The 22983-nt window shown below is 61.1% G+C and carries 21 protein-coding genes; 14 read left to right on the top strand and 7 right to left on the bottom strand.

Translation table 11 applies throughout. The features are described from left to right. Window positions 1–3 precede the first annotated feature (3 nt). Both ACZ9HU_RS02335 and ACZ9HU_RS02330 read right to left on the bottom strand, forming a co-directional pair. The gene (locus ACZ9HU_RS02335) at window positions 4–1563 is read right to left on the bottom strand and encodes an ATP-binding cassette domain-containing protein (protein ID WP_476101891.1); all 1560 of its coding nucleotides are present in this window, start codon (window positions 1561–1563) and stop codon (window positions 4–6) included. Further along, a complete protein-coding gene (locus ACZ9HU_RS02330) occupies window positions 1560–3146 on the bottom strand; it encodes an ATP-binding cassette domain-containing protein (protein WP_476101888.1) in 1587 nt (528 codons plus the stop codon). Before ACZ9HU_RS02330 ends, ACZ9HU_RS02335 begins: the two co-directional genes overlap by 4 nt. 141 nt (window positions 3147–3287) lie before the next feature. On the opposite strand from ACZ9HU_RS02330, the gene ACZ9HU_RS02325 reads away from it, so the two are divergent. The 4 genes from ACZ9HU_RS02325 to ACZ9HU_RS02310 are packed head-to-tail and all read left to right on the top strand — an operon-like array spanning window position 3288 to window position 6277. Continuing rightward, window positions 3288–4850 (top strand): cytochrome ubiquinol oxidase subunit I, encoded by a 1563-nt coding sequence (locus ACZ9HU_RS02325; protein ID WP_476101886.1) that lies wholly within the window; start codon window positions 3288–3290, stop codon window positions 4848–4850. A gap of 11 nt (window positions 4851–4861) precedes the next feature. Next, window positions 4862–6010 carry a cytochrome d ubiquinol oxidase subunit II gene (cydB, locus tag ACZ9HU_RS02320; RefSeq protein WP_476101882.1) on the top strand — a complete coding sequence of 383 codons (1149 nt, stop codon included), beginning with the start codon at window positions 4862–4864 and terminating at the stop codon, window positions 6008–6010. 11 nt (window positions 6011–6021) lie between these two features. Continuing rightward, a complete protein-coding gene (cydX, locus tag ACZ9HU_RS02315) occupies window positions 6022–6132 on the top strand; it encodes a cytochrome bd-I oxidase subunit CydX (RefSeq protein WP_476101878.1) in 111 nt (36 codons plus the stop codon). Beyond that, window positions 6116–6277 (top strand): hypothetical protein, encoded by a 162-nt coding sequence (locus ACZ9HU_RS02310; RefSeq protein ID WP_476101876.1) that lies wholly within the window; start codon window positions 6116–6118, stop codon window positions 6275–6277. The genes cydX and ACZ9HU_RS02310 overlap by 17 nt, the downstream gene beginning before the upstream one ends. A gap of 4 nt (window positions 6278–6281) precedes the next feature. Here ACZ9HU_RS02310 and ACZ9HU_RS02305 read toward each other — a convergent pair whose 3' ends face one another. Next, entirely contained in the window at window positions 6282–7052 is a 771-nt protein-coding gene (locus ACZ9HU_RS02305) for an IclR family transcriptional regulator (protein WP_476101874.1), read from the bottom strand. Between the two features lie 84 nt (window positions 7053–7136). On the opposite strand from ACZ9HU_RS02305, the gene ACZ9HU_RS02300 reads away from it, so the two are divergent. Genes ACZ9HU_RS02300 through dmpG form a run of 3 tightly spaced genes read left to right on the top strand, consistent with a single transcriptional unit; the run spans window position 7137 to window position 9900 of the window. Further along, the gene (locus ACZ9HU_RS02300; protein ID WP_476101871.1) at window positions 7137–7919 is read left to right on the top strand and encodes a 2-keto-4-pentenoate hydratase; all 783 of its coding nucleotides are present in this window, start codon (window positions 7137–7139) and stop codon (window positions 7917–7919) included. Window positions 7920–7924: 5 nt separating this feature from the next. Further along, window positions 7925–8878 (top strand): acetaldehyde dehydrogenase (acetylating), encoded by a 954-nt coding sequence (locus ACZ9HU_RS02295; RefSeq protein ID WP_476101869.1) that lies wholly within the window; start codon window positions 7925–7927, stop codon window positions 8876–8878. Continuing rightward, on the top strand, window positions 8875–9900 hold the full coding sequence (gene dmpG, locus ACZ9HU_RS02290) for a 4-hydroxy-2-oxovalerate aldolase (protein WP_476101866.1): 1026 nt from the start codon (window positions 8875–8877) through the stop codon (window positions 9898–9900). Before ACZ9HU_RS02295 ends, dmpG begins: the two co-directional genes overlap by 4 nt. Window positions 9901–9943: 43 nt before the next feature. On the opposite strand, the gene ACZ9HU_RS02285 is transcribed toward dmpG, so the two are convergent. Further along, entirely contained in the window at window positions 9944–10804 is an 861-nt protein-coding gene (locus tag ACZ9HU_RS02285) for an alpha/beta fold hydrolase (protein ID WP_476101865.1), read from the bottom strand. A gap of 157 nt (window positions 10805–10961) precedes the next feature. Further along, a complete protein-coding gene (locus ACZ9HU_RS02280; protein ID WP_476101861.1) occupies window positions 10962–11852 on the bottom strand; it encodes a LysR substrate-binding domain-containing protein in 891 nt (296 codons plus the stop codon). Between the two features lie 127 nt (window positions 11853–11979). On the opposite strand from ACZ9HU_RS02280, the gene hcaE reads away from it, so the two are divergent. The 7 genes from hcaE to ACZ9HU_RS02245 all read left to right on the top strand — a co-directional run bounded on the left by hcaE (window position 11980) and on the right by ACZ9HU_RS02245 (window position 19681). Beyond that, window positions 11980–13341, top strand: coding sequence for a 3-phenylpropionate/cinnamic acid dioxygenase subunit alpha (gene hcaE / locus ACZ9HU_RS02275; RefSeq protein ID WP_476101857.1), 1362 nt, complete (start codon window positions 11980–11982; stop codon window positions 13339–13341). Next, window positions 13334–13879, top strand: a complete 546-nt coding sequence (hcaF, locus tag ACZ9HU_RS02270) for a 3-phenylpropionate/cinnamic acid dioxygenase subunit beta (RefSeq protein ID WP_476101854.1) — start codon at window positions 13334–13336, stop codon at window positions 13877–13879. The genes hcaE and hcaF overlap by 8 nt, the downstream gene beginning before the upstream one ends. A 16-nt stretch (window positions 13880–13895) precedes the next feature. Then, window positions 13896–14213: a 3-phenylpropionate/cinnamic acid dioxygenase ferredoxin subunit gene (gene hcaC / locus ACZ9HU_RS02265; RefSeq protein ID WP_476101851.1), complete on the top strand. Its 318-nt coding sequence runs from the start codon at window positions 13896–13898 to the stop codon at window positions 14211–14213. After that, a complete protein-coding gene (hcaB, locus tag ACZ9HU_RS02260) occupies window positions 14210–15022 on the top strand; it encodes a 3-phenylpropionate-dihydrodiol/cinnamic acid-dihydrodiol dehydrogenase (protein WP_476101848.1) in 813 nt (270 codons plus the stop codon). The genes hcaC and hcaB overlap by 4 nt, the downstream gene beginning before the upstream one ends. Continuing rightward, window positions 15019–15978 (top strand): 3-carboxyethylcatechol 2,3-dioxygenase, encoded by a 960-nt coding sequence (locus ACZ9HU_RS02255; protein WP_476101844.1) that lies wholly within the window; start codon window positions 15019–15021, stop codon window positions 15976–15978. The genes hcaB and ACZ9HU_RS02255 overlap by 4 nt, the downstream gene beginning before the upstream one ends. Continuing rightward, window positions 15975–17204: an NAD(P)/FAD-dependent oxidoreductase gene (locus ACZ9HU_RS02250; protein WP_476101841.1), complete on the top strand. Its 1230-nt coding sequence runs from the start codon at window positions 15975–15977 to the stop codon at window positions 17202–17204. Before ACZ9HU_RS02255 ends, ACZ9HU_RS02250 begins: the two co-directional genes overlap by 4 nt. Window positions 17205–17455: 251 nt before the next feature. Then, window positions 17456–19681 carry a TonB-dependent receptor gene (locus ACZ9HU_RS02245; RefSeq protein WP_476101838.1) on the top strand — a complete coding sequence of 742 codons (2226 nt, stop codon included), beginning with the start codon at window positions 17456–17458 and terminating at the stop codon, window positions 19679–19681. Window positions 19682–19866: 185 nt separating this feature from the next. Here ACZ9HU_RS02245 and ACZ9HU_RS02240 read toward each other — a convergent pair whose 3' ends face one another. Together ACZ9HU_RS02240 and ACZ9HU_RS02235 are read right to left on the bottom strand one after the other, a co-directional pair. After that, window positions 19867–21342: an aldehyde dehydrogenase family protein gene (locus tag ACZ9HU_RS02240; RefSeq protein ID WP_476101835.1), complete on the bottom strand. Its 1476-nt coding sequence runs from the start codon at window positions 21340–21342 to the stop codon at window positions 19867–19869. Beyond that, window positions 21339–22964: a GMC family oxidoreductase gene (locus ACZ9HU_RS02235; protein WP_476101832.1), complete on the bottom strand. Its 1626-nt coding sequence runs from the start codon at window positions 22962–22964 to the stop codon at window positions 21339–21341. Before ACZ9HU_RS02235 ends, ACZ9HU_RS02240 begins: the two co-directional genes overlap by 4 nt. Window positions 22965–22983: the final 19 nt, after the last annotated feature.

The raw sequence follows: 22983 nt of genomic DNA, 5'->3' as shown, positions 1-22983 counted from the left end.
CCTCTACAGGGCGATGGTTTGATGTGTAAGTTGCATCATGGCCGGACGGTGGCTGATCAGAATCAAGCCAGTGCCGCTCTGATCGAGCCATTGTCCCAGACGGTCAATCAGCAGAGCCTCCGTGGCGGCATCCAGCCCCTCGCTGGGTTCGTCAAGCATCAGCCAAGGACGCTGCGCCAGCAAGCTGCGGGCCAGCGCGATGCGCCGCCTTTGTCCGCCTGACAGACGTGCGCCATCGCCGCCCAGCCATTGGACCAACCCATCGGGCAGGGCGCGCACCACATCATCGGCGCATGCAACCCACAGGGCCTTTTCCATCGCTTCGCGCGTGATACCGGGATGGGCCAGCGCCAGATTGTCGGCGACGCTGCCCGCGATCAAGGGGGCGTCCTGCGGCATCAAGGCGAATATCTGGCGCAAATGCGTCAGACCCAATTCGCGCGGGTCCATGCCGTCAACCATCAGACGTTGGGGCGCATCGCTGCGTAAACCTGCCAAGGTTTCCACCAATCTTGTCTTGCCGACGCCCGAAGGGCCGACAACGGCCAACCGGCTGCCGGGGGCCAGAACCTGTCCGCAAATGGTCAGCACGGGATTTTCTGTAACAGGCGCAGAGGTTTTCACCGCTGGGGCTGCCCCAATTGCCGAAAGGCGATGTTCAGCGGCCAGAACTTCACCTGCGCGGGCATCATGAGACGCCAGACCCGCCCATGCCTCCAACCCGGCCATCGCGGCCAAAAGGCCCAGCGCCAGAACCGGCGCGCTGGCTTTTGCCACCAACACGATCATCACCAGCACCATACCGGCCAGAATGGTTTGCACGGAGGTCAGGCGCGCTTCGGCGCGGGCAAGGACGTGTTCGGCCTGCGCCTGAACGGCGGCGCTGTTTTGCAAAGCGGCGGCCATACGCGGGGCCAGCTCATAAACGGCTATGTCGGCGGCGGGCACGGCCATGTCGGCATAATCGGCCTGGATGGCGGCATGGGCCTGTGCCGCCCTTGCCTGCAAGGGGGGAAGTGTTTTTGCCATCATGCGGCCCGCCACCCGCATCGCCGTCATGCCCAGACCCATAACCAGCGCCGAACGCCAGCCCAACATTGCCATCATTGCCAAAGCCATCAAAGCTCCGGCCCAAGCGCCAACCCGCGCGACGCGTCGGATCGCGGCATCTTCCAACAGATCGACATCGCGGCCAAATCGGGCGGCCATCATGCCGCCGCGTCCGGGATCGCGCCCCATCAACGCCGCCTGTGCAAGCCCGGAAAACAGCGCCATTCGCAGATCCGCAAGTGCAAAGAGCGCGGCGCGATGGCCCAGCATCCTTTCGCCATAGCGTCCACCCGTGCGGATGATCGCCGCGGCGCGAATGGCGGCGCTGGGTAAAAGATAGTTAAAGGCCGAAATCGCTCCGGCGCCTGCCGCACTCGCCACGGCGGCCCCAACCAGAAACCACCCTGCGACGCCCAGCAGACCTACCGCCGCCAGCGCGGCCAGACCTGCGCAGATCATGGCCGCGCGCATCACGCCTTTCTGACGGGCAAGGGGAAGATCGAGCAGGCTCATACCGGTATCTCCAGCACGCTTCTGGCATGGGCCAGAAGGGCGGCATCATGGGTGGCGGCAATCACCGTCCGGGTACGCGCCACATTGGTCAGCAGAGCGCGGATGGCATCGGCATTGTCGGCGTCGAGATCGGCGGTCGGTTCGTCGAGCAACAGGAAAGGGCGTCCCGACAAGATGGCGCGGGCAAGGCCGATCCGTCGCCGCTCGCCGCCCGACAGGCCCGATCCGCGATGGTCGATAGCCATGTCCAGCCCGCCGCGCGTCGCCATCATCACGCCAAGGCCCATCATATCCAGCATCGCCAGCATGGCCGCATCATCGGCGCCGCCCATGGCCAGATTGTCGCGCAACGTCCCCGGTACCAGCGCGACCACTTGCCCAGCCCAGCCGATGGCCCGATTGGCCGCGCCCGGCAAAAGGACGGTGCCGCCGGTATAGATATGTCCTTCCACCACAGGCACCTGTCCGATCAGCGCCAGCAGCAGCGAGGATTTGCCGCTGCCCGTAGGACCGGCGATGCAATGCAGCCCCGGTTCCGTCCAGTTCCATGTCAATGGCCCTATGCGCGTGCCTTCGCGATGGGCCACCACGACATCGCGCCCCGACCATGGGCCGGGCGCGGCCATGGCGGGGGGCGCATCGGGCATCGCGCCGATCGCTTCGTCCATGGCGGCAAGGGCGGCCTGGCCGGTCTGTTTGTCATGATAGGCCGCGGCAAGGCGGCGCAGGCCGAGGTAGAATTCAGGGGCCAGCGCCAGAACAAAAAACGCTTGCCGCAGACCGAGATGTTCCGGCGCCGGAAAGGGCAGCAGCCCCAGCAGGGAAAAGCCGCAATAGACCGCCACCAGCGCAACCGAAAGCGCGGCGAAGAATTCAAGGATGGCCCCGGATGCAAAGGCGATACCCAGAACCGACATCGTCCGTCGCGCCGCCTCCTGCGCGCTGGCGCCCAGATGCCGGGTCATGCGTTCCTCTGCACCAAAGTACAGAATGACGGGAAGCGCGCGCAGGCGATCCACGAACAGGCCGGAAAGACGTTCCAGCGCCTGATGCTGAGCCGTTGCACGGTTGGCCGCGGCGGTTCCGGCAATCACCATGCCCAGAATAAAAGGGGCCAGCGTGGCCAGCATGATGCCGGCCGCAACGCCGCTGGCAGGCCATGCGGCCAGCGCCACCAGCAAGGGCGACGCGGCCGATGCCATACGCAGCGGCAGATAGCGCGCAACATAGCCGCGCGTACTGGCCAGCGCGTCCACCGCCAGATGCAGGTCTTCGCCCACCAAGCGCCCGCGCATCAACCGGGTGGGCAACAGGGCGGGCAGCAGCACCGCCCGCCAGCCAGCCTGGGCTTTATGGGCCGCGGTGATGCCTGCGTCCTGCGCCCGGCCCTGACCAAGGGCACGAAGGATGGTGCCCGCCAGCATCGCGCCCGGCGCCTGCATGGCGATATGCCCCGAATTTGCCCCTTCAATCACCCATGCCAGACCGAATGCGGCAAGAATGGCGCCAAAAGTATCCGTTATCCACCAGAGGCTTGCAAGGCCGCCTGCTTTGGGTCGGGGGAGGGAAAGGGGCTTGACCATATCGAATAAGCCTAATATTAGCAATTACTGCAATTAGCAAGCGAGTCTGCTTGTCTCACCCGCCTGCCATTTGCCTGCCTTGCGCATGATGCGCTGGTCAATGGCTGCGTCTGATACGCGGCCCCAACAGGGACATGTCCGATGGATATGGCGGTTATCGAATTATCGCGGCTGCAATTTGCGTTGACAGCCATGTATCACTTTCTCTTCGTACCTTTGACGCTTGGCCTCTCTTTCATGCTGGTCATTATGGAGAGCGTCTATGTCATCACCAAACGACCGATCTGGCGGGTGATCACCCGGTTTTGGGGGCGGTTGTTTGGCATCAACTTTGTGCTGGGCGTGGCCACGGGCCTGACCATGGAGTTCGAATTCGGCACAAATTGGGCCTATTACGCCCATTATGTGGGCGACATCTTTGGCGCCCCGCTGGCGATCGAGGGGCTGATGGCCTTTTTCCTCGAAGCCACGATGGTGGGCGTGATGTTCTTTGGCTGGGATCGCCTCAGCCGGGTTCAGCACCTGATGGTGACGTTCATGACCGCGTTGGGCACGAACCTGTCTGCGCTGTGGATTCTGGTCGCCAATGGCTGGATGCAAAATCCGGTAGGCGCGGCCTTCAACCCCGAAACCATGCGGATGGAGGTCACCGATTTTTCCGCCGTGCTGTTCAACCCGGTGGCCCAGGCCAAATTCGTTCACACGGTCAGCGCAGGCTATGTCTGCGCGGCGACCTTTGTGATGGGCGTTTCGGCCATTTACATGCTGCGGGGCAAATGGGTCAACGTGGCGCGCCGTTCGATGATGGTGGCTTCGGCCTTTGGTCTGGCCTCGGCGCTTTCGGTGGTCGTGCTGGGTGACGAGAGCGGTTACGCGCTGACCGACAACCAGAAGATGAAGCTGGCCTCGATCGAGGCGATGTGGGAGACCGAAGAGGCGCCAGCCGCGATCACGTTGATAGGCATGCCCGATGTGGCGGCGCGCACCACGCATGGAGCGATCAAATTGCCCTATGTCATGGGGATTATCGGCACGCGCAGCCTGTCGGGCAAGATCGATGGGATCGAGGAACTGGTCCTGCGCGCGGGCGAACGCATCCATAGCGGCATCATCGCCTATGATGCGGTTGAAACGTTGAAGGCAGACCGCGCCAACGTCCCCGCGCGCGCCGCGTTTGAGGCGCATAAACGCGACATTGGCTATGCCATGCTGCTCAAGCGCTATTTGCCCGACCCGCGCAAGGCCGATGACAAGCTGATCCTGAAGGCGGCGTGGGATACGGTGCCCAACGTGCCGGTGATGTTCTTCCTGTTTCGCGGGATGGCGGCGCTGGGCTTTGGTTTCATCGCCTATTTTGCCATGGCCTTCTACTGCGCCTCGGCATGCAAGTTTTCCAAGCGCTGGTTCCTGAAACTGGCGGTGGTGATGATTCCGTTGCCGTGGATCGCGATTGAATCGGGTTGGGTGCTGGCCGAAATCGGGCGTCAGCCATGGGCGGTTGACGGCGTGCTGCCGACCTTCCTTGGGGCCTCGTCGCTGACCGTGCCGCAGGTGTGGGCAACGATCTTCGGCTTTACCGCGCTCTATGGCACATTGGCCGTGATCGAGATCCGCCTGATGATCGCCGCCATCCGCAAGGGGCCGATTGAGCATCACGAACCCACCGCGCAGGCGCAGGGCTTTGCCCCGTTGCCCGCCGAATAAGGGGACAGGATATGCATATTCCTCTCGATTATGAAACGCTGCGGATCATCTGGTGGGCGCTGCTGGGTGTGCTGTTGATCGGCTTTGCGCTGACCGATGGTTATGACCTTGGCGTGGGGGCGCTCTTGCCCTTTGTGGGGCGCACGGATGACGAGCGCCGCCTGGTCATCAACGCCATCGCCCCGCATTGGGAAGGGCATCAGGTGTGGTTTATTCTGGGCGGCGGGGCGATCTTTGCCGCATGGCCCTTTGTTTACGCGGTCAGCTTTTCGGGCTTCTATCTTGCCATGTTCCTTGTGCTGGCGTCGCTGATCCTGCGGCCGGTGTCGTTCAAATATCGCTCCAAGCATACAGATCCGGCGTGGCGCAATCGGTGGGATTGGGCGCTGTTTGTCGGCGGTTTTGTGCCTGCGCTGGTGTTTGGCGTGGCGGTGGGCAATGTTCTGCTGGGCGCGCCCTTCCGGCTCGATAGCGATCTGCGGATGACCTATGAAGGCACACTGCTGGGCCTGTTCACGCCGTTTAGCCTGCTGACAGGTTTGCTGTCTGTGGCGATGCTTGCACTGCATGGCGCCGGGTTTCTGGCTGTTAAAATCGAAGAAGGGCCGGTGTTGGTCCGCACCCGGACAATTGCCCGTATTGCCGCGATAGTCAGCATGGCGTTGTTCATGATTGGCGGCGTGATGGTGGCGCGGGGCGGCATGGGCATGGCGATGCTGGGCGCGGTGGAAACGCAAGGCCCGTCAAACCCGCTGATGTCGGCCAGTGTGGCGATGTCCGGCGCGTGGCTTGGCAATTATAGTGCGCATCCATGGATGGTCTTGGCGCCGGTGCTGGGTCTTGTGGGGCCGTTGGTCGCGCTGGTGGGCATCACCGCAAGGCGGGGCTGGCTCAACCTTGCAGGAACATCGCTGGCTACGACGGGCATCATATCGACGGTGGGCCTCTCGATGTTCCCCTTCATCCTGCCTTCTTCGATTGATCCGCATTCCAGCCTGACGGTGTGGAATGCTTCGTCCAGCCATATGACCCTGTTCATCATGCTGATCGTCACGGTGATCTTCCTGCCCATGGTGCTGGCTTACACGGCATGGGTGATGAAGATGCTGGGCGGGCGCATTACACTGGGCGATGTCCGGACCAACCCTGATTTTTACTGAAAGGAACGGCCATGTGGTATTTTACATGGGTGCTGGGTCTGGGCCTGGCGGTGGGTTTCGGCATCATCAACGGGCTGTGGCACGAGTTCAACTCGCCCGTTGACGATGATCCTGCGGTTTAGTGATCATATCCTGACCGCAGGGCAGGCGGCGCCAGTCCTTCCCGCTGGCGCCGCTTTTGCCGATCTTGGAAACTTGATTCACAATGCGAGTTTTCATCAGATCGTCGATTACAGCGCATGGTTTTCCATCATCATCTCTGACTGATCATTCAGATTGAATTTGCGCTATTAAAGAACAGATCTTCCAAAGCTGCGGCGATCTTTTTTAATTCCTCTATCTGGCTGAGATTCAAATCCGGTTGAACCGCGCATTTTTGTGATAGAGAAATTGCCGCCACGACTTGGCAATCAGGGCGCCGAATGGGCACAGCGAGGCAGAACAGATCTTTCGCAATCTCGCCGCGATCTTGCGCAAACCCTTGTTGCGCAACCTGCGTGAGTTCCCGCGCCAGTTTGGCCGGGTCTGTGATGGTTGCATCGGTAAGAGCAACAAATGGCCCACCAGCAAGATAGGTTTCGAGTTCGGCCGCAGGAAGGCCCGACAACAATACTTTGCCCATGCCCGAACAATAGGCTTCCAATTGCATGTCGACCTTTGTGAAGAGTTCGCTTGCTGTTTCACCCGTCTTTACACGATAGGTCACCATCTCATTTTCATAAGTGCCCATCTGTGCAACCCCGCCAAAGCGGGCCGCCAGCCTGTGCAGCATGGGCGCGGCCACATTGGCCATCACTTGAATATCATCCATTATGCCCAAAAGATGTCGCAACCGTGGGCCGGCGATATGTCGTCCATAGCCTGCCGGTTTCAGAAATCCTTCAGCCACCAATGTGGTGATCTGTCGATGGGCCGTGGCGGCAGGAATCGCATTGGCATGAGCAAGGGCCAAAACGCTGCTGACTCCCCGATCGGCCAGCACCGACTCAAGCATGGTGAGCGCACGTATGGTGGCAGACAGCTTTGGAGTCTTGTTTCTCATAATATAAGAAACTAGCCGCCCGATGCACTGGTGCCAAGCCCTGCTAAAGCCTATTCATTCCGCATCGTCTGGGAAGAGGGCAAAATGAGCGACATCCATCAAGCCGCGGCGCGATTGCTGCGCGAAGCCTATAGCGGTGGGGCGGTGCCCCCGCTGCGCGACTATCTTGAACCGGTCGATATTGCCGGGGCCTATGCGGTCCAGGAAATCAACACGCGCTTCTGGCAGGCGCAGGGCCGCCGCATTGTCGGGCGCAAGGCGGGTTTGACGGCCAAGGCCGTGCAAAAGCAACTGGGCGTGGATCAACCTGATTTTGGCGCGCTGTTTGACGATATGCGGGTGGCTGATGGCGGGTTCCTTGATCCCACGCGTTGCATTCAGCCAAAGGCGGAGGCCGAGATCGCCTTTGTGCTGGGCGCGGATGTGACATCGCCGGACGCCACGCCCGATGATGTGGCCGCGGCCATTTCCAGCGTTCACGCCGCCATCGAGATCGTCGATTCGCGCATCGCCGACTGGAAAATCACCTTCTCCGACACCGTCGCCGACAACGGTTCCTCGGCCTTCTTCGTGTTGGCGGACGAGGGACGGGGGCTGGAAAGCACCGATCTCTATACTGCGGGCATGGTGATGGAGGTCAATGGCGAGATTGCCTCGGTGGGCGTGGGCGCGGCGGCTCTGGGCCATCCGTTGAACGCGGCGGCGTGGCTGGCGCGAACATTGGCGGCGCGGGGCGAACCCTTGCGCGCGGGCGACATTCTGCTGGCGGGCGCGCTGGGGCCGATGGTGGCGTTGAACCCCGGCGATCATGTGGTCGCGCGGGTCGGCGGGCTGGGCGCCTGTAGTTTCACATACACAAAGGGATAGAACCCATGGCAAAGACAAAAGTGGCCATCATCGGATCGGGAAACATAGGCACCGATCTGATGATCAAGATCATGCGCCTGTCAAAGGTGCTGGACATGGGCGTTATGGTGGGCATCGACCCGGCCAGTGACGGGCTGGCCCGTGCGAAACGCATGGGCGCGGCGGTGACGCATGAAGGCATAGACGGTCTTGTCGCCATGCCCGAATTCGCCGAAATCGGCATCGTGTTCGATGCCACCAGCGCCGGCGCGCACAAGCGCAACAACGAGATATTGCAGGCCCATGGCAAGCGCGTGATTGACCTGACCCCTGCGGCCATCGGACCCTATACGATCCCGCCGGTCAATGGCGAGGCCAATCTGGACGCGGCCAATGTCAACATGGTGACATGCGGCGGTCAGGCCACCATTCCCATTGTGGCGGCGATCAACCGCGTGGCCAAAGTGCATTATGGCGAGATTGTCGCCTCGATCAGTTCAAAGTCGGCAGGTCCGGGCACCCGTGCCAACATCGACGAATTCACCGAAACCACCAGCGAGGCCATCGTCAAGGTGGGCGGTGCGACACGGGGCAAGGCCATTATCATCCTGAACCCGGCCGAACCGCCGCTGATCATGCGCGACACGGTCTATTGCCTGTGCGAAGAGGCCGACCCCGAAGCCATTCGGCAGAGCATTCACGAGATGGTGGCTGATGTGCAGGCCTATGTGCCGGGCTATCGGTTGAAGCAGCAGGTGCAGTTCGAGCATATCGGATCGAACGCCCCCCTGCGCATCCCCGAAATGGCGGACACCGGGCGGACCGAGTTTACCGGCCTCAAGGTTTCTGTCTTCCTCGAAGTGGAGGGCGCGGCGCATTATCTGCCTGCCTATGCGGGCAATCTCGACATCATGACCTCGGCGGCGCTGAAGACCGCCGAAAGGATTGCCTTGCGGCATTTCGCGGGAGAAAATGCATGAGCTTCGATCCGACCTCGCAAAAGCTTTATATTCAGGATGTAACCCTGCGCGATGGGATGCATGCGGTGCGCCATCAATATGGGCTGGACCATGTGCGCGCCATCGCCCGCGCATTGGACCGGGCCAAGGTGGACGCCATCGAGGTGGCCCATGGCGACGGTTTGCAGGGCTCATCCTTCAACTATGGCTTTGGCGCCTATACCGATTGGGACTGGATCGGGGCCGTGGCCGAGGTGCTGGAGCACAGCGTGCTGACCACGTTGCTGCTGCCCGGCATTGGCACGGTGCATGATCTCAAGCACGCCTATGAGATGGGCGTGCGCAGCGTACGCATCGCCACCCATTGTACCGAGGCCGATGTCAGCCGCCAGCATATCGAGGCCGCACGCGCCCTTGGCATGGATGTCAGCGGCTTTTTGATGATGAGCCATATGACCAGCCCGGAAGCGCTGGCGGTTCAGGCCAAGATGATGGAGGATTACGGGGCGCATTGCGTTTACGTAACCGACAGCGGCGGCGCCATGAACATGGACGATTATGCCGCGCGTTTGCAGGCCTATGACCGCGTGCTGAAGCCTGAAACACAGCGTGGGGTCCATGCCCATCACAACCTGTCGCTGGGCGTGGCCAATTCGCTGATCGCGGTACAGAATGGCGCGTTGCGGGTCGATGCCTCGTTGGCGGGGATGGGGGCCGGGGCGGGCAATGCCCCGCTCGAAGTGTTTATCGCGGCGGCCGATCGCTATGGCTGGAACCATGGCTGTGATCTTTACGCGCTGATGGATGCGGCCGATGAACTGGTGCGCCCTTTGCAGGACCGCCCGGTTCAGGTGGACCGCGAGACGCTGACGCTGGGCTATGCGGGGGTCTATTCCAGTTTCCTGCGCCATGCCGAAAAGGCCGCGAAGGATTACGGCGTTGATACGCGCAGCATCCTGGCCGAAGTGGGCCGTCGCAAGATGGTGGGCGGGCAAGAAGATATGATCGTCGATATTGCGCTCGATCTGGCGGGGGCGAAGTAAACAAGGGGGCTGGCCTTTCCCATGAAAGGCCAGCCGTTTTCATTTAGCGGTTCAGGAAATTCAGCACCATTTCGTTGAACGTATCGGCATGTTCCCATTGGGCCCAATGGCCACAGCGGGCAAAGACATGAAGCTGGGAATTGGCGATGCCCGCCAGCAGGCGCAAGCCGACATCCATCGGAACAAAGCGATCATCCCGGCCCCAAATAATCAGCGTAGGCGCGGCAATTTCATGCAGGCGCGCGTTTTGATCGGGGAACTGGCGCGGGTTGGCCGCCAGACTTTTGACGAAATTTTCCAGATGGTCGAGCCGCGAGCGCATATTGGCGAGCCGCATCTGCATCTGCTCTTCGGTCAGCGCGCTGGCGTCGTAAACGAAGACATTCATCATCGCTTTCAGCTTTTCAATGGTGGGGTCGCGGTAAAGACCCTGCAACAGCTTGATGCCTTCGGTGGGCATGGGCGCATAAAGGCTGGGACCGCCGGTGCCACCGCCCATCAGCACCAATTTGCCAACGCGCGCAGGATTGGCCAGAGCAAAGGCTACCGCGCTGTGCCCTCCCATCGAATTGCCGATCAGATCGACTTTCTCAAGGTCGAGTGCATCCAGCACGCCTTTGACCGCGCCCGCATTCAGGTCTGATCGCGATCCGGTGCAGATCACCGGGTCGCTTTGCCCCCAACCGGGGCAATTGATCAGCAGGACGCGATACCCGGCCGCGACGAACGGATCGATGTTGCGGTTGAAATTGGCCCAGCCGGTTGCGCCTGGCCCCGACCCGTGCAGCATCACCACGGCCCGCCCGCCCGTGCTGATGTCATTGTAATGAATGCGATAGGGTGCCTCATTTACCGTCACATCGACAAATCGGCTGGTGGATGTTTCACTATAGGGGGCGGTCATGTTCGGATGTTCCTTTGCAAAAAGGCATCCCATGATCCTTCCGTGCTGGTTCTCTCATCCCTCACGGCTGTCCTCAAGGGATGGCCTGTGTGTGCTGGCATCCGTCAAAGGTCATGGCGGTTCCAATACGAATTTCCGCTCAATTCAGACGTAATGCCTATAGGTCGTCTGCGGGTAATTCGCGCAGACGCCGGACAAGAGCCGCAACCTCCGCTTTGGCATTGTCGCGCCGCCATGCCGCCATCAGTTCGGCCTTGACCGTCGGCCCGGTCAGCGGGCGGGTGACGATATTGCGAAAGCTGAGTTGGGCGACATAATCGGGCATGATGCTGAAACCCACGCCAAGGCTGACCAGCGTGAGCAGGGTCAGCACATTCTCAACGTCCTGCACGGCATTAAGCGCGACGCCTTCCCGTTTGGCCAGATCGTCGATCACCTGCCCCAGATTGCCCGCATGGCGACTGGCGATGCGAAGAAAGGGCGTTTCGGCAATCGCGCTCAGGGAAACCTCGCTGCTCCAGCAGGCGGGGTGATCGGCGGGCAGCAGGACGACGAGTGATTCGCGCAGGATCACCATGCTGTCGATATGGGGGTCATCGACCGGAGGCCGCAGAAATCCGATGTCGATGGCCCCTGATGACAATGCCTCATGTTGTTCAAAAGTGGTGAGCGATTGCAGCACGAAGCGCGTTGCGGGAAATTGTGCGCGCAAAACCGTAAGCGCTTGAGGAAAGATTTTGATCTCGGCGGCAGGGACAAAGCCGATGGTAAAAGTCTGTCCCGTATCCTCGCCCGCGCGGCGTGCCAGAAGTTTGGCCCGCTCGGCCTGGGCCAGCACCAGCTTGGCTTCGTCCAGAAACACCTTGCCCGCCGGGGTCAGCGACACATTGCGTTTGTCGCGATTGAGCAGCGGCGTGCCGATTTCATATTCAAGATCACGTATTTGCTGGCTCAACGAAGGTTGGGCGGTGCGCAGCGTCTGGGCCGCGCGGGTAAAGCTGAGCGCCTCGGCAACGGCGACGAAATAGCGGAGGTGACGCAGTTCCATATTTCGAACTTATCGTTTTTACCTATGGGTTGGCAAGAAATAAGTATTTCAGCCTCACGACTGCCTTGGCTAATCCATCAGCCAAGAGAGCCGGCCTGCCCGGCCCCTTACAGGGGAGAGTTTGAGCATGGACAACGATCAGATCCGATCGCTTGTGGATTCCCGCAATGGCACCGTAAAGCCCGCCATCTACAGTGATGCCGAATTATATGAACTGGAACTGGAGCGCGTGTTTGGCCGCACCTGGCTGTTCCTTGCGCATGAAAGCCAGATCCCCAATCCGGGCGACTTCTTCAACACTTTCATGGGCGAAGACCCCGTTCTGGTGGTGCGTCAAAAGGATGGCTCGGTTCAGGTGATGATGAACCAGTGCCGCCATCGCGGCATGAAACTGTGCCATGCCGACAGCGGCAACACCAAGGCTTTCACCTGCCCCTATCATGGCTGGGCCTATCAGATGGACGGCGCGTTGCAATCGGTGCCGCTGGAAAAGGAAGCCTATCGCGGCAAGCTGGACAAATCGAAATGGGGCCTCGTCAAGGCGCCTCGCGTCGAGAATTACAAGGGCCTGATCTTTGCCAATTGGGACGAAACCGCGCCCGATCTGACCACCTATCTTGGCGATATGGCGTGGTATCTTGACGGTTTCCTCGACCGGCGCGAGGGCGGGACCGAGGTTGTGGGCGGCGTCCACAAATGGATGATCGACTGCAACTGGAAATTCGCCGCCGAGCAATTCTGCTCGGACCAGTATCACGCCCCTTATACTCATGCCTCGGCCATTCAGGTGCTGGCGCCAACGCCCCAGAACAAGCCTGACGGCAGCCCGCTGGGCGATGGACAAACCGAACGCCCGGCATGGGCCAACGGCCTTGGCGGCGTCCAATTTGCCGGCAAGGGCCATGGCAGCGCTTTCTTCTTCACCGAAAACGCCGATGCCAATGTCTGGGTGGGCGGCGAGGTTTCGGCCTATTTCCGCGAAACCTATGCCGAGGCCGAGGCCCGTTTGGGTAAGGTCCGCGCGCTGCGACTGGCCGGGCACAACACGATGTTTCCCACGCTTTCCTGGCTGAACGGCACCCAGACGTTGCGTGTATGGCATCCGCGCGGGCCGGGACGGATCGAGGTCTGGGTCTTCTGCATCGCCGACAAGGCCGCGCCGCCAGAGGTGAAGGAAGCGCTGAAAAAGAGCCACGCGCGTGCGTTTGGTCCTGCGGGCTTCCTAGAACAGGACGATTCGGAAAACTGGATCGAGGTGCAAAAGGTGCTGCGCGGCCACAAGGCCCGCCAGACCGATTTCTGCATGCAGATGGGCCTGGGTTTTGAAGAGCGCCGCGAGGACGGCATTCCGGGCATCACCAACGGCACTTTTGCCGAAACCGCCGCGCGCGGCTTTTATCAGCGCTGGGTCGATCTGATGACCGGCAAAAGCTGGACCGACATTGAAGCGGCAGGCGCCGCATGGGAGCAGGAGGTGATCGATGCTTGAAGAACTGATCCGCCCTTTGCGCGTTTCGGCCGATCTTCAACATGAGATCGAGCAATTCCTCTATCTGGAGGCTGCTCTGCTTGACGAAAGGCGGCTGCGCGAATGGCTCGACCTTCTGGCCGAGGATATCGAATATACGCTCGACACCAATTCACTGGCACAGTTCCGTGATCGTCGCCGGGGCTGGGCGCCGCCCACGACCTATATCTTCCACGAGGACAAATATCAGCTTGAGCGCCGGGTCGCCCGTGTGGAAACCGGACAGGCATGGGCCGAAGAACCGGCCAGCCGCACCCGCCATTTCGTCACCAATGTGCGCGTTCTGGCCCAATCCGATGACGAGCTGGTGGTGGGCTGCAACTATTTGGTCCATCGCGCATCCAAGGCGCACGATCATCACAGCTTCATCGGCACCCGGCGCGACACTTTGCGCCGCGTCCCCACCCCCGATGGCGGCGAAACCTTCCTGATTGCCCGCCGCCGCCTCGAACTCGACGAGTTCACGCTGATGTCGGCGAACGTGTCGATCATCCTCTGATTATCCGAGCCTCAACATGACCAAATTCCACGTTTGCGCCGCCGCCGACCTTCCCTCCGGCGAGGCAAAGCGCATTGAGAGCGAGCCTGCCGTTTCGGTGTTTCACGTTAGCGGCGAATATTTCGCGCTGGCTGATCTTTGCACGCATGGTGATGCCTCGATGGCCGATGGATATATCGAGGACGATTGCACGGTTGAATGTCCGCTGCATGCCGCGCGCTTCTGTTTGCGCACCGGCAAGGCATTGAGCCAGCCGGCCTATATCGATCTGGCCACCTATCCGGTCAGTGTCGAGGACGGTGAAATCTACGTCACGGTGGAGAGCGCGACATGAGCCGCCTTGCCGGACAGGTCGTGCTGATCACCGGGGGCGGATCGGGGCTGGGGCTGGCCGTTTTGCGCCGCTTTGTGTCCGAGGGTGCATGCGTGGGCGTTCTGGAACGCGATGCGGGGCGCGTGGCGATGCTCAACGCGCAATATCCCGATACGGTCTTGGCCGTGGAGGGCGATGTGCGCTCCTTTGCCGACAATGCCCGCGCGGTCGAGCAGGTGCTGGCCCGTTTCGGGCGGCTGGACTGCTTTATTGGCAATGCGGCCATCTGGGACCATGGCGCAACTCTGATCGGGCGCGGCGGCGAGGAACTGGAGCGGGGCTTTGACGAGCTCTTTGCCATCAATGTGAAAGGCTATCTGCTGGGCGCCAAGGCGGCGGCGCAGGCCCTGATCGAAAGCGAGGGGTCGATCATTTTCACCCTGTCCAATTCGGCCTTCTACCCCGGAGGCGGCGGCCCGCTCTACACCGCGTCCAAACATGCGGGCGTGGGCCTTGTGCGCCAATTGGCCTATGAATTGGCGCCCAAGGTACGCGTCAATGCCGTCGCCCCCAGCGGCATGGCCAGCGACCTGCGCGGCGCGGCGTCCTTGGGCCAGCAGGATCAACGCATCATGGATTCGCGATCCCCCGAAGCCATCAGCGCGATCCTGCCGCTGCAATTCTTTCCCGATCCCGATGATTTCGTCGGCCCCTATGTCATGCTGGCCAGCCGGGCCGACAATCGTACGTTGAGCGGGGTTTTCATCAACGCCGATTGCGGGCTGGGCATCCGCGGAATCCGCCACGTCGCCGGAGGGATGGATCTGTGAGCAACGTTCGCCTGATATGTGCCTCGCACACGCCGATGATGGAATTCATCCATCCCGCGCCCGATGTCGAGGCAGGCGCCCGCGCCGCCTTTGCCGATCTGGCGCGCGAGGTGGAAGCCTTCGATCCGCAATTAATTGTGATGTTCGCGCCGGATCATTTCAATGGCTTTTTCTATGATCTGATGCCCTCCTTCTGCCTTGGGGTACGGGCCACGGGCGCGGGGGACTGGGACTACTGGTCGGGCGATCTGCCTGTGCCCCAGGCGTTGGCGCTTGATCTGGTCCGTCATGTTCAAAATGAGGGCGTTGATGTCGCCTATTCCTATCGGATGCAGGCCGATCATGGCTTTACCCAACCACTGGCGCTGCTGACCGGGGATGTGACACGCTATCCGGTTCTGCCTATTTTCATCAACGGTGCGGCCCATCCTTTGCCGCCCGCACATCGCGCCTTGGCGCTGGGGGCCAGTGTGGGGCGGTTCCTTGCCGGGCGGCCTGAACGGGTGCTGATCATCGGCTCGGGCGGGCTGAGCCATGATCCGCCAACCCCGCAAATGGGCCATGTTTCGCCCGATGTTGAGGAGTTCCTGATCGCCGGGCGCAATCCCACGCCCGACGCGCGCGCGCGCCGTCAGGCAAATGTTCTGGCCAAAGGCGAGGCGCTGGCCCGCAGCGAGGCCAAGGGCGAGACGTTACCGCTCGACCGTGAATGGGACGAAGGGCTGATCGCCGATTTCGCCGCAGGACGGCTTGATCGCTTTGAGACTATGAGCGATGCGGAAATTTCGGAAAAAGGCGGGCGCGGCGGGCATGAGATCCGGGCATGGATCGCCGCCTTTGCCGCGATGCAGGCCATTGGCCCCTATCAGGCCACCCGCCATTATTACCATCCGATCGATGAATGGATCGCGGGCATGGGCATCGTTTCGGCTCGGACCGCGTTGGAGTTGGCATGATGACGCAGTGTTTCGTCATCTTGGGCGCGGGGCATGCCGGGACAGCCGCCGCCGCCGCCATGCGCGGGGCCGGTTTCGCGGGACGGATCGTGATGATCGGCGATGATCCGCACCTGCCCTATGAACGTCCGCCTTTGTCCAAACAGGCGCTGAAAGGGAGCGATGCCGGTGCGCCCGCGATCTATCCTGAGGCCTTTTATGTGGACCGGGGTATCGAATTGCGGCTGGGGCAACCCGCCACGGCAATCGATCCGGCAACGCAAGTTGTCAGGCTGGCCGATGGTGAAGTCATCCACTTTGACAAACTGCTGATGGCCACGGGCGCGCGGGCGCGGCGTTATCCGTTGCTCGATACGCTGGGGGATCGCGCCCATGTGCTGCGCACCGCCGATGATGCGCGCCGATTGAGCGCTGAACTGGTGCCCGGCCGACGGTTGCTGGTGGTGGGCGGCGGCGTGATCGGGTTGGAGGTTGCGGCCACGGCCTGTTCACTTGGCCTGTCGGTCGACGTTATCGAGCGGGCGCCCCGGCTGCTGTCACGCGGTACGCCCGAACCGCTGGCCGAATGGCTGGCGCAGGCGCACCGCGAGCATGGCGTTCGCGTGCATTGCGGGGTCGAACTGGTCAACGCCACCATGCAAGATGAACAGGTCTGCCTGACATGCGGACAAGGTCGGGACTTTGTCGGGGACATGGTGGTCTATGGCATTGGCGTGACGATCAATGATGCACTGGCCGCAGATGCGGGGCTGGCGTTGGACGATGGCATTCTGGTCGATGATTCAGGCCGCACCAGTCATCCCGCGATCTATGCCGCAGGCGATATCGCGCGTCAGCATCATGGCTTTATCGGCGGCATGGTGAGGCAGGAAACATGGGCCAATGCGCTGCATCAGGGCGCACAGGCGGCCCGCGCAATGGTGACAGGCGCGGCCGGAACGCCCGAAGTGCCGTGGTTTTGGACCGATCAGTTTGGGGTCAATTATCAGGTTGCCGGGCGAGCGATGGCGCAAGAATGGATCACCCGTCCCGGTCCGGATGGCCAGGCCCGAATGATTTTCGGGCTTGAGCAAGGCGATCTGACCGGGGTGGTGGGCATTGACGCAGGCGCCGAAATGCGTGTTGCGCGTAAGTTGATCGGGCAGGGCGCGCGGCCGGATCCCATTGCATTGGCCGACCCCGATGTCCCGCTCCGCGCGGTGGGCATCCTTGTTCATTCTGACTGAAAAAATCAAACTGATGGGGAGGTAGAAAGTAAAATAAACAGGGAGATAAGCCGCTGCGAGACACTTTCCGCAGGCCAGATCCGATTGGCCCGGACGGACGGTGACGGCGGCATACGTTGGTTTGCGGCGCCAACCAAGCGCGCAACCGCATCATTTCGAACGTCACGCGAATAGCAGCCGACGCCAAGGAAGCGCCGGGACGGCGGCCTGTGGCTGCTGGATGATCTGTGGGCATTGAGGGGAGAGTATTCATGAAATCGCAATTGATGAAATCGACAGCCGGGTTTGCGTTGGCCGTGATGGCCCATTGCGCGCCGGCTATGGCGCAAGGTGCCGAGCCAAAGGTTGAAGCTGCCGATATTGTCGTTACCGCGCAGCGGCGCAAGGAAACGGCCCAATCCATCCCGGCCGCGCTGACCGCTTTGGGCAGCGATCAGATCGCCAGGACGGGTATCGCCAACCTTGGCAATATTGCCTCGCAAATTCCCAATTTCTATTTCGGCAGCTTTGGCGCTGTGCGGCCCCAGCTCTATATTCGCGGCATCGGCACACGCTCATTTGATCCGGGGTCGGAAAGCTCGGTGGGCGTGTTTGCCGATGATGTTTATTATGGGCGCTCGTCGGGTTCATTCGGCGCGATGAAGGATGTCGAGCGCATCGAAGTGCTGCGCGGGCCGCAGGGCACCCTTTATGGCCGAAACACCATTGGCGGCGCGATCAATGTTATCACCAAGGCGCCTACGGACCATCTGACCGGTGATTTTGAAGCGGGCGTGTCGAATTATAACGGATGGAACCTGTTTGGCGCGGTTGGCGGCCCGATCGCGGGTGAAAAGGTGATGGCGCGCGTGGCGCTGTGGACCACCCAGCGCGACGGCTATTCGACCAACCTGACCACGGGCAACCGTTTTCAAGGGGTCGACAACACGGGCGGACGCATTCGTGTGGCGCTAAAGCCGGTGGACGGGCTGAAAATCGACCTTGGCGCCGATTTCATGGTTGATGGCAACAAGGCCGCCTTTGCCGGGTTCAATCAGGGAACCTCGACCAATCCGAATGCGGTGTTTTTTGCCGGGGCTGGCTTTACCGCCAAGCCGCCCAAATCTCTCTATGAAGGCTATCTGGTCCATGACCCGGTGCTCAGCCGACATGCACAGACATATTCGGCCAAGATCGACTATGCGCTGGATGATCTTTCGATCACCTCGATTACGGCATTGCGCCATCTCGACAGCTATGACGGGCGCGAACTGGAAGGCTCCTCGCTCGACGTTCTTCAGCAATTGACCAACGAGCGTTCAAACCAGTTCACGCAGGAATTGCGTCTGACCTCGGCGCCGGGGGGCGGCCTGTCCTTTGGCGGCACAGTGGACTGGATCCTGGGCGCCTATTACTATCATGACGGATCCAGCCGTATCGATACATTCCCGATGGGCAAGAACTGGGCCTTTTACACGGTCACCACCAGCGCGGTGAACGTTTCGGCCTCGACCTATGGCGCCAATGCATGGGCCGTGTTCGGCCAGGCAGCGGTGCATATCAATGACCGGCTGACGGTGACGCTGGGCGGGCGCTATTCGAATGACGCGAAATGGGCCAACCAGTCGGGCACCAACACAAATCCCGGCCTGCCGCTGATTGCGGTGCCCTTTGCCACCACCAACCATCTCTCATCTTCCAGCGCAGACCCGCGCGTGGTGGTCGATTACAAGCTGAGCCGCGACGCCAAGGTCTATGCCAGCTATTCGACCGGATATAAGGGGGGCGGGTTTCAGTATATCCCGTTTACACTGGCCGTCGCCAATTCGACATTTCAGCCTGAATATCTGACCGCCTATGAGGCTGGCTTCAAGACGGACTGGCTGAACCGAGCGCTGCGCGTCAATGGCGCGTTCTTCTGGTACGATTACAAGAACCTTCAGGTGGCGCGCATCATCGGGTCGGTAAGTTCAGCAACGCCTTTGATCGCCAATGCGGCCAGTTCGACCATCAAGGGGCTAGAACTGGAAGTCACCGCGCATCCGATGCGTGGCACAACACTTGGCCTGTCCTATGGCTATCTGGACGCCAAATATGACAAGTTCATCTATAATGCGACAACTGATTTTTCGAACACCGCCATGGTGCGTGCGCCAAAGCATTCGTTCAGCGTGAATGCGGAGCAGCGCTTTACACTGGGCGGCAACAAAGAGCTGACCCTGCGCGCGGAATACAGCTATATGAGCCGCCTTTTCCACGAACCGGGCCAGGCAAACATCGCCTATGGCGCGGGGATGCCGTTGACCGAAGAACCGGCCTATGGATTGCTCAATCTTCGCGCCGGGCTGGACATTGGTGCGTTGCGCGTATCGGCCTATGTCACAAATTTGACGGACAAGGCCTATCGCCGCACGATCCTCTATCTGCCGAATGGTTCGTCGGTTGGTTTTTCGGGTGAGCCGCGCCTTTATGGTATTTCGGCGGGGTATCATTTCTGATTTCCCAATACGCATGACCCGACTTTCGTGATCCATCCCACTTTGCACAAAATGGGATGGATCACGGATCGGGTTGAACATCGCTGTCACATGCGGCGTCGCGCCCGCCGGACAGACGGGAGGATAGGGCAAGCATTGTTCGCCCTATCCTCCTTGTTCGGTATGCTTAAAATTCCGGTTGCGGTTTACCAGCCCACCATTACGGATTTGGTTTCGGTAAAGGCTTCGACGCCCAGGCGACCATGTTCACGGCCAATGCCGGATTGACGGAACCCCCCAAAGGGCAGGGCAAACTCCATCCCCGAACCATTGATCTTGACCGAACCCGATCGCAATTTTTTCGCCAAAGCATGGGCATGGCCAAGATGGGTGGTCCAGACATAGGCCGACAGGCCATAGATGCTGTCATTGGCCCGCGCGGCCAGATCATCGAGATCGTTGTCAGAGAATTTCATCACGCACAGAACCGGGCCGAAAATTTCCTCACGCACGATGGTCATAGACGGGTTGGTGTCGACAAAAATCGTGGGGTTGACGAAATAGCCAGCGCCCGACGGCGTGTCGCCGCCGGTGACAAGAGTGGCACCCTCGGCCTTGCCCGCCTCAATATAGGCCATCACCCTGTCCCGCTGGGGCGCCGAGATCAGCGGGCCGAGCGCGACGCCATCCTGTGTCCCCGGGCCAACGCGAAGGTTTTGCGTAAAGGTGACCAGCCCATCGATGAAGCGGTCAAAAATCGCTTCATGCAGAAACAGGCGTGATCCAGCGGCGCAGACCTGCCCGCTATTGCCGAAAATGCCCATCGCCACCGCAGGGATCGCGCGGGCCAGATCGGCGTCGGCAAAGACGATACTGGCCGACTTGCCACCCAGTTCCAGACTGACGCGACGCAGATCGCCAATGCTCTGCCGCAGGATCGCCTTGCCGGTGGCGGTCGATCCGGTAAAGCTGATTTTATCGACGCCGGGATGGGCGACCAGCGCCGCGCCTGCCTCGGCGCCATGGCCGGTGACGACATTGACCGTGCCGGCCGGAAAGCCCGCTTGGGCAACCAGTTCGGCCAAGCGCAGGCCCGACATGGGCGCCAGTTCGGCCGGTTTGAGCACAACAGTGCAGCCTGCTGCAAGCGCGGCGGAAACCTTGGTGCAGGTGATGGCAAAAGGCGCGTTCCACGGCACGATCAGCGCCGCCACACCCAGCGGATCATGCGTTGTATAACCGTGCCAGTTGCCAGGCACCGACATGGGCACCGTTTCCCCGGTCAGTCGGCGCGGCCAGCCTGCGTGATAGCGGATGGCGCTGATCGCGCTGCCCACAGCCGCCATCCGCGAGACGCCATAGGGCATGCCATTGTCGAGCGTTTCGATTGCGGCCAGTTCTTCCTGTTCGGCCTCGACCAAGTCAGCCAGGCGCAGAAGCAGCCGTTCGCGCTGTGCGGCGGGCATGGCGGACCATGACGGCGCGTCAAAGGCGCGGCGGGCGGCGGCTACGGCCTGATCAACCTCATCGGCGCCGCCTGCGGCAATTGCACCGATGGGTTCCTCGCTGGCCGGGTTCAGGACGGGAATCGTGGCGCCGGTGCCATTCTGCCATGCGCCGTCGATGAAATGGCCCGAAAGAGCCGCGATGCGCGCGCCTGCGGTTTCGAAAAATCTGTTCATGCAATTTGCTCCTGACGCGCCGATTGGAGAATGAGGTCACTGGCTTTCTCGCCGATCATCACGGCGGCGGCGTTGGTGTTGGCGCCCACCAGAAGCGGCATGACCGAAGCATCCGCCACCCGCAGCCCGGCGATGCCATGCACGCGCAACCGAGGATCAACCACCGCGTCCGGACCCAATCCCATCGCACAGGTGCCCACCGGATGGTGCACCACGCCCGACAATTGCGCCTTCATCGCGTCCAGCGCTTCGTCGCCGATGACATGGGCGCCGGGCATAGTTTCCTCGACCACATAATCGGCAATCGGCCCGCCGGCGAATATCCGCCGCGAAATCGCCAGTCCCTTTTTCAAAACCGCCCAATCACGTTCGTCGCTCAACAGGTTTAGTTGGATACGCGGGGGCGCGCGGAAATCCGCTTCGCGCAAACTCACGCTGCCGCGGCTTTTGGGACGCAGCAGACAGATGGAATTGTAGAAGCAATCACGTTTGGGGCGGGCAAAACCGGGGAACCAGATGTTGGCATCGACCCGCACCGGACTGGACATGATCTGAAGATCGGGGCGGTCCAGCCCTTCTTCGGACCGGGCCAGAATGCAGGCCGCGGCGATCTGGCTGGAAAAGGGGCCTGAGCGCAGGAAATACCAGCGCAGAAAGGCCATTGCCGCCCGGTCAAAGCGCAATTGCTGGGCAAAGCTGTGCGGCGGGGCAGCATCATATTGATGGGCCAGGCGAACATGTTCTTGCAGATTTTGCCCGACGCCGGGCAAATCATGGGCCACATCAATGCCATGTGCGGCCAAATCCGGCGCACGGCCAATTCCTGACAGCATCAGCAATTGCGGCGAACCATAGGCCCCGCCGCATAGAACGATCTCGCGTCGGGCGGTGGCGGTTTGGGCCACGCCATTGCGTTCAAAGGCAACGCCGGTGGCACGCTTGCCGGACAACAGGATACGGCTGACCTGAGCATGGGTCAGGATGCGCAGGTTCGATCGGCGGCGGATCGGTTCGAGATAGGCTTTTGCCCCACCGCAACGCTCGCCATTCCTCAACGCGACCTGCACATCGGCGCAGCCCTCATGCTCGATCCCATCATAATCGGGATTATAGGCATAACCTTCGAGCAACGCCGAGCTTCGCAATTCCTCCGCCATCAAACGCGAGACATTGACCGGTTGCACCCCGATCGGCCCGCCTTTGCCGCGCCATGGATTGCCGCCGGTCCAATGATCTTCGCTGCGGCGGAAATAGGGCAGGACGCCTTGGTAATCCCAACCGTCACAGCCCAGTTTCGCCCAATCGTCGAAATCGAGCGGATGGCCGCGAAAATGCACCGTGCCATTGATAGAGGATGATCCGCCCAATACCCGCCCACGCGGCAAGGGAAAGACTTTGCCATCCAGATGGGGTTCCGGTTCGGAGGCGAATTGCCACGTTAGCGCCGGATTTCGCAACGCCTGAAGAAAGCCCAGCGGCATGCGGATATACGGATGGTCGGCCTTGCCGCCCGCTTCGAGCAACAGGACGCGATTGTTTGGATCGGCACTCAGCCGGTTGGCCAGAACGCTGCCGGACGAACCGGCGCCGATAATGATATAATCGAACTCAAGCTTGGGCACGTTGAAATCCCTTGGATTG

This window comes from Novosphingobium sp. Sphag1I, assembly GCF_056279125.1.
Note: the sequence above shows the minus strand (reverse complement) of the source record. Positions and strands in the feature narration are given on the sequence as shown.